General features: G+C 41.8%; 14 protein-coding genes and 1 pseudogene. 11 read left to right on the forward strand and 4 right to left on the reverse strand.

Going from position 1 to position 12,516, the window contains the following annotated elements:
* Positions 1-174 precede the first annotated feature (174 nt).
* The 4 genes and pseudogenes from ABIA61_RS03805 to ABIA61_RS03820 all read left to right on the forward strand — a co-directional run bounded on the left by ABIA61_RS03805 (position 175) and on the right by ABIA61_RS03820 (position 3,339).
* Complete coding sequence (locus ABIA61_RS03805) at positions 175-1,653, forward strand: Lsa family ABC-F type ribosomal protection protein (protein ID WP_404580312.1); 1,479 nt, start codon at positions 175-177, stop codon at positions 1,651-1,653.
* A 208-nt stretch (positions 1,654-1,861) separates the two neighbouring features.
* Positions 1,862-2,076 (forward strand): annotated as a pseudogene (locus tag ABIA61_RS03810) (hypothetical protein).
* A complete protein-coding gene (locus tag ABIA61_RS03815) occupies positions 2,073-2,468 on the forward strand; it encodes an SRPBCC family protein (RefSeq protein ID WP_283655966.1) in 396 nt (131 codons plus the stop codon). Before ABIA61_RS03810 ends, ABIA61_RS03815 begins: the two are co-directional and overlap by 4 nt.
* 241 nt (positions 2,469-2,709) lie before the next feature.
* Complete coding sequence (locus ABIA61_RS03820) at positions 2,710-3,339, forward strand: type 1 glutamine amidotransferase family protein (protein WP_283655967.1); 630 nt, start codon at positions 2,710-2,712, stop codon at positions 3,337-3,339.
* Between the two features lie 75 nt (positions 3,340-3,414).
* On the opposite strand, the gene ABIA61_RS03825 is transcribed toward ABIA61_RS03820, so the two are convergent.
* The gene (locus tag ABIA61_RS03825; RefSeq protein ID WP_283655968.1) at positions 3,415-4,458 is read right to left on the reverse strand and encodes an NAD(P)/FAD-dependent oxidoreductase; all 1,044 of its coding nucleotides are present in this window, start codon (positions 4,456-4,458) and stop codon (positions 3,415-3,417) included.
* 35 nt (positions 4,459-4,493) lie between these two features.
* On the reverse strand, positions 4,494-5,468 hold the full coding sequence (locus ABIA61_RS03830; protein ID WP_404521860.1) for an ABC transporter substrate-binding protein: 975 nt from the start codon (positions 5,466-5,468) through the stop codon (positions 4,494-4,496).
* A gap of 209 nt (positions 5,469-5,677) precedes the next feature.
* On the opposite strand from ABIA61_RS03830, the gene ABIA61_RS03835 reads away from it, so the two are divergent.
* The 3 genes from ABIA61_RS03835 to ABIA61_RS03845 all read left to right on the forward strand — a co-directional run bounded on the left by ABIA61_RS03835 (position 5,678) and on the right by ABIA61_RS03845 (position 9,068).
* Positions 5,678-7,291: a helix-turn-helix domain-containing protein gene (locus tag ABIA61_RS03835; protein WP_404580313.1), complete on the forward strand. Its 1,614-nt coding sequence runs from the start codon at positions 5,678-5,680 to the stop codon at positions 7,289-7,291.
* A gap of 179 nt (positions 7,292-7,470) precedes the next feature.
* Positions 7,471-7,923 carry a MarR family winged helix-turn-helix transcriptional regulator gene (locus ABIA61_RS03840; RefSeq protein WP_013310254.1) on the forward strand — a complete coding sequence of 151 codons (453 nt, stop codon included), beginning with the start codon at positions 7,471-7,473 and terminating at the stop codon, positions 7,921-7,923.
* Between the two features lie 23 nt (positions 7,924-7,946).
* Positions 7,947-9,068: an alpha/beta hydrolase fold domain-containing protein gene (locus tag ABIA61_RS03845; protein ID WP_404580314.1), complete on the forward strand. Its 1,122-nt coding sequence runs from the start codon at positions 7,947-7,949 to the stop codon at positions 9,066-9,068.
* Between the two features lie 183 nt (positions 9,069-9,251).
* Here the strand turns inward: ABIA61_RS03845 and ABIA61_RS03850 are convergent, their stop codons facing one another.
* A complete protein-coding gene (locus ABIA61_RS03850) occupies positions 9,252-9,470 on the reverse strand; it encodes a helix-turn-helix domain-containing protein (RefSeq protein ID WP_025718959.1) in 219 nt (72 codons plus the stop codon).
* A 114-nt stretch (positions 9,471-9,584) separates the two neighbouring features.
* Here ABIA61_RS03850 and ABIA61_RS03855 point away from each other — a divergent pair, with 114 nt between their 5' ends.
* A complete protein-coding gene (locus ABIA61_RS03855) occupies positions 9,585-9,863 on the forward strand; it encodes a DUF6809 family protein (protein WP_404580315.1) in 279 nt (92 codons plus the stop codon).
* A gap of 86 nt (positions 9,864-9,949) precedes the next feature.
* Here ABIA61_RS03855 and ABIA61_RS03860 read toward each other — a convergent pair whose 3' ends face one another.
* Positions 9,950-10,168, reverse strand: coding sequence for a helix-turn-helix domain-containing protein (locus ABIA61_RS03860; RefSeq protein ID WP_149095020.1), 219 nt, complete (start codon positions 10,166-10,168; stop codon positions 9,950-9,952).
* A gap of 414 nt (positions 10,169-10,582) precedes the next feature.
* On the opposite strand from ABIA61_RS03860, the gene ABIA61_RS03865 reads away from it, so the two are divergent.
* From ABIA61_RS03865 to ABIA61_RS03875, 3 genes are all read left to right on the forward strand, one after another.
* Complete coding sequence (locus tag ABIA61_RS03865; protein ID WP_404580316.1) at positions 10,583-11,743, forward strand: WXG100 family type VII secretion target; 1,161 nt, start codon at positions 10,583-10,585, stop codon at positions 11,741-11,743.
* Between the two features lie 4 nt (positions 11,744-11,747).
* Positions 11,748-12,044, forward strand: coding sequence for a hypothetical protein (locus ABIA61_RS03870; protein WP_404580317.1), 297 nt, complete (start codon positions 11,748-11,750; stop codon positions 12,042-12,044).
* Between the two features lie 125 nt (positions 12,045-12,169).
* On the forward strand, positions 12,170-12,388 hold the full coding sequence (locus tag ABIA61_RS03875) for a hypothetical protein (RefSeq protein ID WP_404580318.1): 219 nt from the start codon (positions 12,170-12,172) through the stop codon (positions 12,386-12,388).
* Positions 12,389-12,516 lie beyond the last annotated feature (128 nt).

Consider the following 12,516-nt stretch of genomic DNA (forward strand, 5'->3'; position numbering starts at 1 on the left):
GGTTTCGCATGTTTTATGCTTTATAAGCAAGAAAGTTACATTTTCTTTTCACTCAAACATTAGGTCCTTAATCATCTGCCTTCCATTGGGAGGCTGGTTTTTCTGTATCTATTTGAGCTGCGAGAAATTAACTTTCTTGCGGCTTTTATTTTTTTTATACAGGAGGACAACTTGATGTCATTAATTAATGTTACCAACCTGACGTTTGCCTATGAGGGCAGCTACGATAACATATTCGAAAACGTGAATTTTCAGATCGACACCGATTGGAAGCTGGGGTTTACGGGAAGGAACGGAAGAGGGAAGACCACATTTCTTCAGTTACTGCTCGGCAAACATGAATACAGTGGAGCTATCTCTGCTAATGTCAATTTTGAATACTTTCCGTATCCTGTGCCAAACAAGAATGATCATACGCTGGATGTAATCAACGAAATCTTTCCGGACTATGTTCACTGGCAATTCATGCGTGAGCTCTCGTTGCTGAAGGTTGATGAAGACGTTCTATATCGTCCATTTGCTTCTTTGTCAAACGGTGAGCAGACGAAAGTGCTCCTGGCCGCCTTGTTTATTAAGGAAAACAGTTTTCTGTTGATCGATGAGCCTACGAATCATCTGGACATGAATGCTAGAAAATGGGTCAGTAATTATCTGAATACCAAAAGCGGATATATTCTGGTATCTCACGACAGATCCTTTCTGGATAACTGTGTGGATCACATCCTGTCCATCAACAAAACCAACATTGAGATTCAAAAAGGTGATTTTTCCAGCTGGTGGGAGAATAAGAAGAGACAGGATAACTTTGAATTTGCACAGAACGAGAAGCTTAGAAAAGACATTAAGCGCCTATCGGATTCTTCCAAGCGTACGGGGAACTGGTCTCACGAAGTGGAAAAAACCAAAAACGGAACCAGAAATTCCGGCTCCAAGGTAGATAAAGGCTATATTGGCCATAAGGCTGCCAAGATGATGAAACGTTCTAAATCCATTGAGCAAAGACAGCAATCGGCGATTACCGAAAAGTCCAAACTGCTGAAAAATATAGAAAGCTCGGACACCCTGGAAATCTCACAGCTTGCTTATCATAAAAATGTGCTTGCTGAGCTTGAACAGGTCACTATATTTTATGGAGAAAAGCAGGTTTGTGCAGACGTGAGTTTTACGATTGAACAGGGGGAGCGAATCGCGCTTTCGGGTAAAAATGGCTCCGGAAAATCAAGTATCCTCAAACTCATCTGCGGCGTGGATATAGACTACACTGGCAGCTTCACAAGGGACAGTCAGCTAAAAATATCCTACGTGTCCCAAGATACCTCGCATTTGCAGGGCAGTCTGACAGATTACGCCCGGGACAACGGGATTGACGAGAGCCTTTTCAAATCTATTCTGAGAAAGCTTGATTTCTCCAGAGTGCAATTCGAGAAGGATCTATCCGCTTATAGCGGCGGCCAGAAGAAGAAGGTACTGATTGCCAAAAGCCTGAGCGAGCAGGTTCATCTGCATATCTGGGATGAGCCGCTGAATTTCATCGATGTCATTTCCCGTATGCAAATTGAAGAACTGCTACTGGAGTATTCGCCAACGATACTTTTTGTGGAACATGACAGCGAGTTCTGCAACAATGTCGCAACAAAGATGGTTGAGCTTTGACCAGGGATAGAGACGCAGGGAGGTCGGGAGCCAATGAGCGTGATTGAAGCCTATATCACCAACCTTGGCCGCTACAACAAGGGCCATTTGGACGGGGAGTATTTAAGGAGTTCTCGACTCGTGGGCGCTACGTACGAAGGGCCACATCCTTTAAAGGAAGTGTGAATTAACGGCTGTCCCTTGGTAATAATATTTAGGAGAGTGTGTTGTGAGCGAGAACAACCAGTTGCGGGATGTGTTTGACGCGATTGCAGATCCAACTAGGCGCCGACTGATTCGTCTGTTAGCAGAGGCATAGAAACGAGATTCAGGCTAAACGCCTCTCCACTCAGAGAAATTCAAGATTGAGTGGCTGTCTACAGCAAGTTCTGGAGTACGAATATGTTGCGCTTGAACCAACTATTAGAGGAGGAAGCAGAATGAGTTTAACATTATCCTTGGATTTTCAGTTCACGACATCGATCAAGAAAGTTTGGTCCGCCTTAACCGATTCAAGCAAGCTTGCCAAGTGGGTCATGGAAAATGATTTTAAGCCCTTCGTTGGACACCGTTTTCAGTTTCGCACGCAGCCGACCGAATGGTGGAATGGAATTATTGACGGCGAAGTGCTTATCGTGGACGCACCAAACCGGTTGTCCTATACTTGGGAAAGCGGAGAGAAGCACACGGTTACCTGGAAGCTACAGGATTTAGGGGACGGAAAGGTTAACCTTCATCTCGAACAAACCGGAATCTCAAATGATCAAGCACTCGCAGGTGCTAAGTATGGTTGGAGTAATTGGTTCGGCGAGTTTGAAAAGGTGTTGGAACAATAATCGCATTGGGTACTAAAACATCTCCTTCCCCAATGCTAAATTAATGGGTACGATAGTGAAATAGCCCAACATCATAAAACAGATCACTTAATGGTATCTATATGCCCATCAAGTGATTTGTTTTTACATGATGAGTTAATTAATTATTTTCAAGTTTAAAAACTTTACTGACGGAAGATGTCAGTAAAGTTTTTTTATAATAGGGTATATCGATTAATTAATTACAAAAGGAGTGTGTATTATGCATACAAAAAAAGTATATCTTTATGTATTTGATACGATGTCAGACTGGGAGGTAGGTTATTTAATTGCTGAACTAAACTCGGGAAGGTATTTTAAAAAAGAATTAGCGCCTTTAGAGGTGGTTGCAGTAGGCGTTGATAAAAATCCTGTTACTACAATGGGAGGATTGAAAATACTACCTAGTATTTCTATTGATGAGTGTATTTTGGAAAGTACTGATGTTTTAGTTCTTCCAGGCGGTAATACTTGGATAGAAGCAATTCACGAACCTATATTGAAAAAAGTTTCTAAATCTTTAAAAGAAGGTACTGTTGTTGCGGCGATTTGTGGTGCAACAGTGGGACTTGCAAAGATGGGATTGCTAGACTCAAGAAGGCATACAAGCAACAATCTGGAATATATGAAAATGATTTGTCCTAATTATATTGGAGACAAATATTATGAAATGGAGCCAGCAGTAACTGATGGGAATTTAGTTACTGCATCAGGAATAGCTCCGTTGGAATTTGCGATGCATGTATTGAAGGTGCTAGATGTATTTGCACCAGAAACATTACATTCATGGTTCAATCTTTATCAGACTCATGAACCAAAATACTTCTTCGAGTTAATGAATTCTATCAAATAGCTGATAAGTAAACCAAAATACAATTGATAGTAGTAGTGATTAAGACTTTATTTTCGAATGTCGGGCCTGGTTGTTTTACGCTTCTTCCTCAATGACTCCCAAAGCGCGGTTCTTCTCTTTAAATCGCTCATTGTGGGAGGATACATACGCCATAATAGGCGCTTCCGGGTCCATATACAGCTTGGCACTGTTCAGGGCCAGAATGCCACTGGTGAAGGTGCCTGCGATCAGTTCAACCTTGTTGTCGTAAGCTACAAAGTCTCCTGCGGCGAAGACCCCAGGGATGTTCGTCGTCATTCCCTCTCCAACCTGCAAGTTCCATTCACCAAGGTCCAGGCCCCATTCCCGTATCGAACCGTAATCGCATTTCATCCCATGATTGACGATCACAGCGTCGACCTCTAGCTGCTCACGCTCATTGGTCTCCGTATGAGACAGGGTTACGCTGTCAATGCTGGTCCCGTTGCTGCTATGGAGCGCTTCAACCGTATAAGGCGTGCAGACCCGAACGGAGGAATTTTTCATCGTCGTGACACTTCGTTCCAAACCGCCGAAGCTATCTCGTCGGTGCACGATGGTCACGCTCTCGGCTATTGGCTCCAGCTCATTGGCCCAATCCACCGCAGAATCGCCCCCGCCCGAAATCAGTACCCGTTGTCCGCGGAAATGTTCCAGCTCCTGCACAGTGTAGTACAGGTTGGTTACTTCGTAGCGGTCGGCACCATCCAGCTCCAGCTTGACCGTTTGGCGAGCGCCATAGCCGATGGCGAGAATGACCGTTCTGGTCAGATGTTGTTCACCGCTCTGAGTCGTGAGGAGGATGGTGCCATTCACCTGTGGATCAAAGCCCGTCACACGCTGACCAAGCACAATCACAGGATCAAACGTACGTGCCTGTCCGATGAGCTGCGCAATGAGTTGCTCGCCGCGAATGGGCGGCATGGCCCCGACATCCCATATCATTTTCTCCGGATAGGTCAGAACCCGTCCGCCCAGCTCTGGCTGAGCTTCTATAATCTTCGTTTTCAGTTCTCGCATTCCGCTGTAAAAAGCAGTATATAGTCCGGCGGGTCCGCCGCCAATAATGGTTACATCAAATAATTCAAGAGATTCTGTCATCGTTAGCCTCCAAACTGAATCGGATCGTTATAAAATTACTTCTTTAAAATGACGGGAAGCTCTTTAATCAGCTCTTCCCTTGCAAGCGGGTCTGTTGTAATGCCTAGTCCGCCATGGATGAAATACACTTTATCGGCTTTGATTGCGGGCAGACTGCTCCAAATAGGTCCTTTAATCATATTTTTGACTTCCGCCAGCTCGGCATCATCAAAGTACACAATAAAGATTCGGTCACCGGAAATCTTGGGAAGCAGCTCGGCAGAAATATTGGCATAGCCGTAATCATCCGGGTTTTCGATCATTTTCTGAATGGCAGGAGTAGGCTGGAAGCCTTCCTTGTGGTAGACAAAAGTCGTCAGATAGCTGGTGGTGTAGACGCTCAGTCTTTTCTGGCCGACCATATACTGGTACACGGAAGCCGTTTCGCCTTTCTTGATCGTTCCATCCAGCTGCATCGCTTTCCACATCTTGACAATATCCGCGTTATGACGGGTGAGGAAATCTTCAGCTTGCTTTTCATAGCCGAACCAGTCGCCAATCCGCTTAATACGGACGGGCATCGGGTCCCATTCATTCGTCAGGATGACGGGAGCGATCTTGGATAACGTCGCGTTATACTTCTCGTCCGTGGTAGAGGTGATGATTAGATCCGGCTTCAGCTCAATGAGCTTTTCCATGTTGGGTGGCCAACTGATATCTGCGATATCCTTCACTTCATCCTTATACACGGAATATTGCAGACCCCCCTGAACCAAACCGACAGGCTTGATGCCGAACAGCAGCAGGTCACCAACCGTATTATCCGTGTAAACGATCCGCTTGGGCGATTTCGGAATTTCTACCTGTTTGCCGTAAGCGTCGGTTACGATATGGGTTCCTGTTTCCTCCGTTTGGCCTGCTGTAGCGCTTTTCTTCTCTGACGGTGCAGACGGACTGCTGCAAGCTGTTGTGACTAAAATAAGTAGGCATAAGATGAAAAAGGTTGTCGACTTGCCTGTGTTGCGAAACATTGCAATCCCCCTGTATGTAAATGCAGTCATTGATAATCATTATCAATAAACCAAGTGTAATACCGGACAGGGCTGTAATCAATGGAAGAATGGGACGTTTTTTTTGTAGGATCAGGCTGTTAAGAACAGAAGCAGTCATTGAAATTCATAGGTGTATTAGGTATGATGAATCCAAATGATAATCATTCTCAAATAAGGAGCGTTAAGTTTTGGATCTAAATCACATCAGAGCCGATTATTCTATTCCCAGTACCTATTTCGAGCTTCATGGACTAGTTCACAGAACATTTTCCGGTAGGGATAGAATTCCGCTTCAAAATATAGATACGGGTTTGCTAGTCGTTGTTGAAGAAGGGGAAGGGACACTCGACTGCAATGGCAGTGAGCACCCATTGCACTATGGAGTTCCATATGCCATAAATTCGGGATACACGGTGAAAATCACAGCAAACGACGATACAGTATTGTCATTGTGGCTGATTGCTTTTTCTCCGCATGGCCCTACGGGAAGCTCGCTTGAACCCCTTATGGAAACACGGGAGCAGAGCGTACCAGATTACAGATCCATACTGCAAAAAATAAAAGCCATCGAAAAACGCCGCCATGCGCAGGCCACGAAGGAACAGATTGTGGTACACATTCAATTCCAAAAACTGATGGGGATGATTGCAGAAGAAACAAGCGCTCTTGAGCAGGATACCGCAAGCCACAATACCAAAGCGAATGTATTGGAGATTATTGCCCAGTTGCAGAGACGCTATGCCGAAGAGATTACCGTGGATGAGCTTGCGGCCCAGGCGCGGATCAGCAAGCGGAGGTTCACCCACTGGTTTAGGCAGCTGACGGGAACAAATCTGTCCGGTTACATGACAACCTTGAGGATGGAGCATGCCAAGCGTATGCTGCTGCGCGGAGAGCGCATGAAGGAGGTGGCGGCGCTGGTCGGCTACGGGGACGAGTTCTATTTCAATCGGCGGTTTAAGCAGATGGAGGGCGTCTCCCCGGGACAGTTCATTCTGAACCATAGAAAGAAGCCGATCAATATTTGTGCGATGAGCTGTCTGGGTCATTTGCTCGCGCTTGGTATACGTCCGGCTGCGGTTGCTAAAAATTTATCGAATGATCATTACCTACGGAAATTGAGTGCGGATATTCACAAGGTTAACAGCGTGCCGCTGGACCCGCAGGAAATTGCTTATTTGCAGCCGGAGTTTATTCTGGTCGGGAGTCAGGAGGAATACGACGCATTGTCGACGATTGCGCCCACTCAGATTTTTTCGCAAAATGATCATAAGCCGTTCGAATTGCTTCGCAAGCTGGCAGAGACTTTCGGCAAAGGTCCCGAAGCGGAACGGGTTATTCGATCATACAATCGTAAGGTACAGCGCCTAAGGTCCAAATTAAACGGTATTGTTCAGAGCACGGATACATTTGCGACGATGGAAATTCGAGACGACTCGATCTATGTATTCGGTAATTACTGGTGCAGGGGAGCTTATAATCTGTATGACGGGCTTGGGTTACAGGCACCGGATATCATTCAGAAGGAATTGATTGATCGACAGGCTTACCGACTTATTACCGAGGAGCAAATACCATCCTACGCAGGGAATCATCTGTTCGTGACGGTAGTTGATCCCGAGCGTTATGAGCGTCTATGCAGTATGAGCTGGTGGCAGGAAATGTCTGCGGCGAAGCAAAATCAGGTTTACATTACCGACTACTCTGAGTTTGCTGTGACGGACCCCATTTCGATGCCCTACCAATTGGATATTCAGATGAAATTGTTGCTGGAGCGGAAGAATTTACTCAAGCTCCCTTAAGGCTCCATCGACTGCCGACCTCCCTTTGCCAGCCGTACTTACTACTATTAATTGGGGTGAGCTACAGGTCGCAAGAGATAATGAATGCAAACATTCAAAAATAAATGTTGAAAATAGTACCATATCGTACTATAATTTTAGTACGATATGGTACTATTTTTGAGAAAATGGAGGTGCAAATGGGAATTATAAAAGGAAGATCTGTTTTTTTATCAGCATCAATAGATGCATTGCTGGCTAGAATAGTTTCAAGAAAACACAGGGAATCTGAGGTTGATACTTTAACAGCAACACAAGCAAGGATTTTGTTTTATCTTTGGACAAAAGACGAAATACCTATACATGAAATCTCAAGGATTACCAATCTTCAAAAATCAACTTTAACGAGTATATTAACTAAGTTGGAAAAAGCAGGACATATCAGTTTTATGCCTTGCCAAACAGACAAACGGAAAACAATAGTTAAAGTAGTGAATAGAAATGAAAATCTAGTGGAATTGAACAAAAAGATTATTGATGAAGTCGGAGAGATTTTTTACAAGGGATTTAGCGAGGATGAAATAGCATTGTATCAAAGTTTCCTAATAAGAACTTTAGATAACCTGATAGAATGCGAGAATGAAAAAAAATGAGAATCTATTCAAGGAGAGAGAGTATGAATAAAAAACTAAGAATGGTATCCTTCGCACTTTTAGCAACATTGGCTTTTGCCACACAAAAGGAAAGTTTCGTAGCAGCTGAAAGTCCTCCTACAGATGTTATTAGTATGGCTCCTACCTATAAAGATGTGGTGTATGCAACCGTAACTAATGACGATGGAAAGAAAAGAGAGTTAAAAATGAACATCTTCAAGCCGGAGGGTGTAACCGAAGCAACTCCTGTCTTGGTGTATGTTCATGGAGGAGGATGGCTTATAGGGGACTATCAGGGCGATGATGCTCCTAAAGATGCAAAAAAGGAAACAGCAGCACTACCGAATCGACCAGTACAAATGACAGGTAGAGCTACAGATCAAGTGGCTACAGATTCAGCATACCAAGTCTTCAAAAAAGTATTAGAGGATAAAATTACTTTCGTTTCCATAGATTATCGGCTAAGTAGCGAAGCTATTTTCCCGGCTCCAATTTATGATGTTAAGGGCAGTATCAGATATCTGCGTGCACATGTCAAGGAATACGGTATTGATCCAGAAAAAATTGCAGTAGCAGGAAATTCTGCAGGTGGACATCTGGCTACGGAACTCGCTGTTACTAGTGATATAAAAGAGCTTGAAGGTGATGTTGGGGGCAATCTTGAGTATTCAAGCAAAGTAATGGCTACAGTTGATTTTTACGGTCCAACAGATATGTTTACCATGGGGCCTGAGATGGACCCAACCCTGCAATCACCTGAGGAGGCAGCCGAAACACATGACTCTCCACGAGCAGCTGAAGCCAAACTTCTTGGATTTGATAAAGAAGGACAAGGTGTGGCAGTCCTGAGAGATATTCGGGATAAAAAACAAACCGATTCTCCTTATTGGGAAAAAGTAAAGTTGGCAGAATTGGCAAGTCCTATAAATTATGTATCTTCAGATGATCCACCAATGTTTATTGCACATGGAGGACGTGACAGTTTAGTATCTATTCAACAAAGTTGGAGACTTAGAGATGCTCTTAACCATGCTGGAGTAGAAAATATTTTTATGTCTAACTCTAAAGCTCCTCACGGAGGCCAGGGTGAAGATGTCAATAATGCAGCTATAACTTGGGTAACAAAAAAATTGCTTAATAAATGAGCTATTTTAAATATTTATGTTATTTTATTAAAAAAAGGGAGCCCCATTTATGGAGGTTCCCTTACCCATTGGATATCAAGATGAAATTATTGCTTGAACGGAAGATGCCGACCGAACAATAGGATCAGATAATTTTGTAGCGGAAAATGCTCATATGTGAGATGTCATGATGATTTTAGAACTCTATCCTGAGGGGTAGGGCTTTTTTTGGTTTGTTCTATTTAGTAAATAGTCTGTGCTTGTTTGGTGGAAATTGGCCAGTCTAATTAAAATCTCCGTTGGAATGTCTATATCACCGCGTTCATAGTTGCTGTATATCCGCTGGCTACAATTCAGATACTCGGCCATTTGAGTTTGAGTTAAATCTTTATCTTCGCGCAAATCTCGAATCCGTTGATACATCTTGTTCACCTCTAAACAAGAATATCTTAGCGAAATAATCGCTATTGATTTTTAGCGAATATTTCGCTAAAATTAGTCAGAGGATTAATAATACATATCAAGAAGGAGTAGATCATGAGTATCTTGGAGAACTTTTATTACGGAAAATGTAACCCAAGTGAACGAATTAAATCGAAAGACACTGAGTTCGAACTGGTCTCTCAGAGAATAGCCGATGCTGAGGAAGTCCTCAAAACAAAATTGCCAGAACAGGATTACAAATTAATTGAAGAACTTTCGGATTTACATGATGTTTTAATTTCCTTATTGTCCGCTTCAGCTTATATTGAGGGTTATAAAATGGGAGCACTAATGATGATTGAAGTATTTGACGGGAAAGAAGACTTAATATAGGCACAATACAGAAGAATGAATAAACTAGAAAAATTTTTGAAAGGTAGCTCCTTCATGTGGAGTTACCTTTTTCATTGCTAAAAGGGCTATTCTGCCGGATAAGGCTTTTTTTGCTTCGTTCTGTTTAACAAGTAGTCTATGCTTGTGTTATGGAAATCAGCTAGTTTGATTAGAATCCTCGTGGGAATGTCAACGTCACCGCGTTCGTAATTGCTATATATTCGCTGACTACAATTCAAATATTCAGCTATTTGAGTTTGAGTCAAATCTCTATCTTCACGCAAATCTCGGATTCTTTGGTACATCTTACTCACCTCCAAACCAAGAATATCCCAGCGAAATAATCGCTATTTATTTTTAGCGATTATTTCGCTATTTATTCGGGAGGTTTTTTATTTAGATGAGAGGGAGAAGGGACGCAGACGTGAGCGTATCCATTTATTGTTTGAAGTAATGATTTTGAGACTCAATATATTTACGGGAGATTACCTTGATTATGAATTGACTGAAATAAGATAGATTTTTCACGAATATTCAGCAGAAGATGAGGAGCTAAAGAGGTACTTTTTATAATTAAGAAGAAACTGTATTTGATAAATATAAGTCATAGGTCATAGGGATTAAGTCGTCTTATTCTTATAACAATTAGGAGCAGAGAAGGTTTTCCATAAATTTGAATAATGTTATTATGTCTTAACGAACCTAATCCGAGGTAAATTATGACAACAATTAAAGTGACACCTGAACAACTTATATCCGTATCTAAGCAATTTGAGCTTGCGCAGCAAACGGCTATTACAATGAATGGTCAGTTATTACGGCAAGTTTCGTTTATGGAACGATTTTGGGATGGCATAACGAAGGAGCAATTCTACTACAGCTTTCACATTTCACAAAAGAATATGGATGACTTTGTTACACTTACAGACTCCATTGCGAAAGAACTTCGTCATCATGCGGATAAATTTAGATTAGCAGACGCTGAACAGGGAAATATGATCGGAGTTGCTGGTAGTTTTCCTGTACTTGCGGCTTCCATAGGGATGATGAATACTAAGGGAGCAGCGCAGGATAAGCCAGCTTATGATTATAGCCAGTACGGAAAAATAACACTTGGGAATACATGGTATTTCACCGACGAAAGAGGTTACATTACTCAGGAAACCGCCAAAGCTACCGAAGCTTATAAAGAAGCTGTAAAAAATGGAGAAATCCAAGAAACTCCTGAACCCGAAGAAGTGGATTATATTCAGGAGCAGACAAAAGCTGCTATGGAAGGTTATAATCTGTGGACAGGAAAGCCCATACCTAAATGGCAAGCGGCTTTTATTGTTATCGGTGGTATAGCTTACAATTTTCAAGGCATTAGAAGCTCTCACGGTGTTAAGTTAAACAGGAATTTAAAGCTACCTTCTGGATCGTTTAGAATTCCAAAGGAACATTTTAAAAATTCGGGTAAGATTGTATCAGAACCCGTACCCTCAGCACCTGATAAACCACAAAAAAAGATGGATAAGGCTGCACCTGCAGGTCTTGTCCAGTCGAGAATTAATGTGCGTAATGGTGTTGCTAATGTGAAAGGTTCTGGTTTAAATTATGCCTTAAGTAAGCATGGTGGAGTTGATAGATCAAACAAATCACAATTTTCTATTTCTCCTGATGAAATTAAAAAGCTGTTGCAGTCAAAGGATGTTGTTAAATCACCTGTTTTAGTTTCAGAAACGTCAGGTAATTATGTTCGTCAGGTTGATGTTGGCTATCAGGTAGGCAATCTACCTGTTAATAGAGGTGGAACTCCCACAAATGTTATAACTATTATTTCTGATAAAAAAGGTAATCTTGTTAATACATTTCCTGGCGGATTAGACTTTGGAGGGTAATCAAATGTTTAAAATCATATTAGAATCAGCTAGTGGTGAACAACTTGCTAAGGTATTCGAAACTCACAATGACGAATATTTACAACAGGATGAACTTAATTTCGATTTTTTAGGAGAACTTTCTACAAGTAGTTATGATGTTTTTTCGAGTCGAGACATGGAAAATTTATTATCCGAGCTTCACCGTTTAAAAGATCAGTTGTCCAATGTGAATGCAATCAAACATATTGAAGAAATAATTTTATTAGCTAATAGCTGTAAAGAAATGAAAGACAGTCGGTTAATATTTACTCCTTTCTAATTTTACGAATCATTTTACACAACATTATGCACACTTGGTCTAGGCGGAGTGAAATCGAATGTAGTTTCTAATGGTTGAGACATATTAAGTGAATAATATGCTGGCAATAGGAAAGTCCGTGGGAAGTGAAAAATATTAAAGAAACCTTACAAATGTTTGATTCATTTGATGTTAACAATTTAACCGAGGAAGAAACGAGAGGTTTGACTAATTTATTACCTGTAATTACAGTTCTTAAAAATGATATCGTTGTATTATTAGAGCGTGCGTTGAATGTAAAAGTAACGTGTACATTAAATATGATTAATACTTTACTAAGCTTACTCCTCAACTATGCGGAGTGAGTTTTTTGCGTAGTAGGGAAGTATGCAAATTGTATACAGCTTGCTTCAAATCTAGGGCAAAGAGAAATAGTCATAAGTAAATTGATAATCTGGTAGAATAAAGGTTTTAAGATCAAATCTCGATTCAA

The sequence above is a fragment of the Paenibacillus sp. RC21 genome (genome assembly GCF_044907935.1).
Lineage (GTDB): Bacteria > Bacillota > Bacilli > Paenibacillales > Paenibacillaceae > Paenibacillus > Paenibacillus terrae_A.

Bases quoted from the DNA above. Each gene is read 5' to 3' on its own strand.
- ABIA61_RS03840 (WP_013310254.1), top strand. From the start codon at position 7,471: ATGGGAATTATAAAAGGAAGATCTGTTTTTTTATCAGCATCAATAGAT.
- ABIA61_RS03850 (WP_025718959.1), bottom strand. From the start codon at position 9,470: ATGTATCAACGGATTCGAGATTTGCGCGAAGATAAAGATTTAACTCAA.
- ABIA61_RS03825 (WP_283655968.1), bottom strand. From the start codon at position 4,458: ATGACAGAATCTCTTGAATTATTTGATGTAACCATTATTGGCGGCGGA.
- ABIA61_RS03820 (WP_283655967.1), top strand. From the start codon at position 2,710: ATGCATACAAAAAAAGTATATCTTTATGTATTTGATACGATGTCAGAC.
- ABIA61_RS03845 (WP_404580314.1), top strand. From the start codon at position 7,947: ATGAATAAAAAACTAAGAATGGTATCCTTCGCACTTTTAGCAACATTG.
- ABIA61_RS03805 (WP_404580312.1), top strand. From the start codon at position 175: ATGTCATTAATTAATGTTACCAACCTGACGTTTGCCTATGAGGGCAGC.
- ABIA61_RS03830 (WP_404521860.1), bottom strand. From the start codon at position 5,468: ATGTTTCGCAACACAGGCAAGTCGACAACCTTTTTCATCTTATGCCTA.
- ABIA61_RS03815 (WP_283655966.1), top strand. From the start codon at position 2,073: ATGAGTTTAACATTATCCTTGGATTTTCAGTTCACGACATCGATCAAG.
- ABIA61_RS03855 (WP_404580315.1), top strand. From the start codon at position 9,585: ATGAGTATCTTGGAGAACTTTTATTACGGAAAATGTAACCCAAGTGAA.
- ABIA61_RS03865 (WP_404580316.1), top strand. From the start codon at position 10,583: ATGACAACAATTAAAGTGACACCTGAACAACTTATATCCGTATCTAAG.
- ABIA61_RS03870 (WP_404580317.1), top strand. From the start codon at position 11,748: ATGTTTAAAATCATATTAGAATCAGCTAGTGGTGAACAACTTGCTAAG.
- ABIA61_RS03860 (WP_149095020.1), bottom strand. From the start codon at position 10,168: ATGTACCAAAGAATCCGAGATTTGCGTGAAGATAGAGATTTGACTCAA.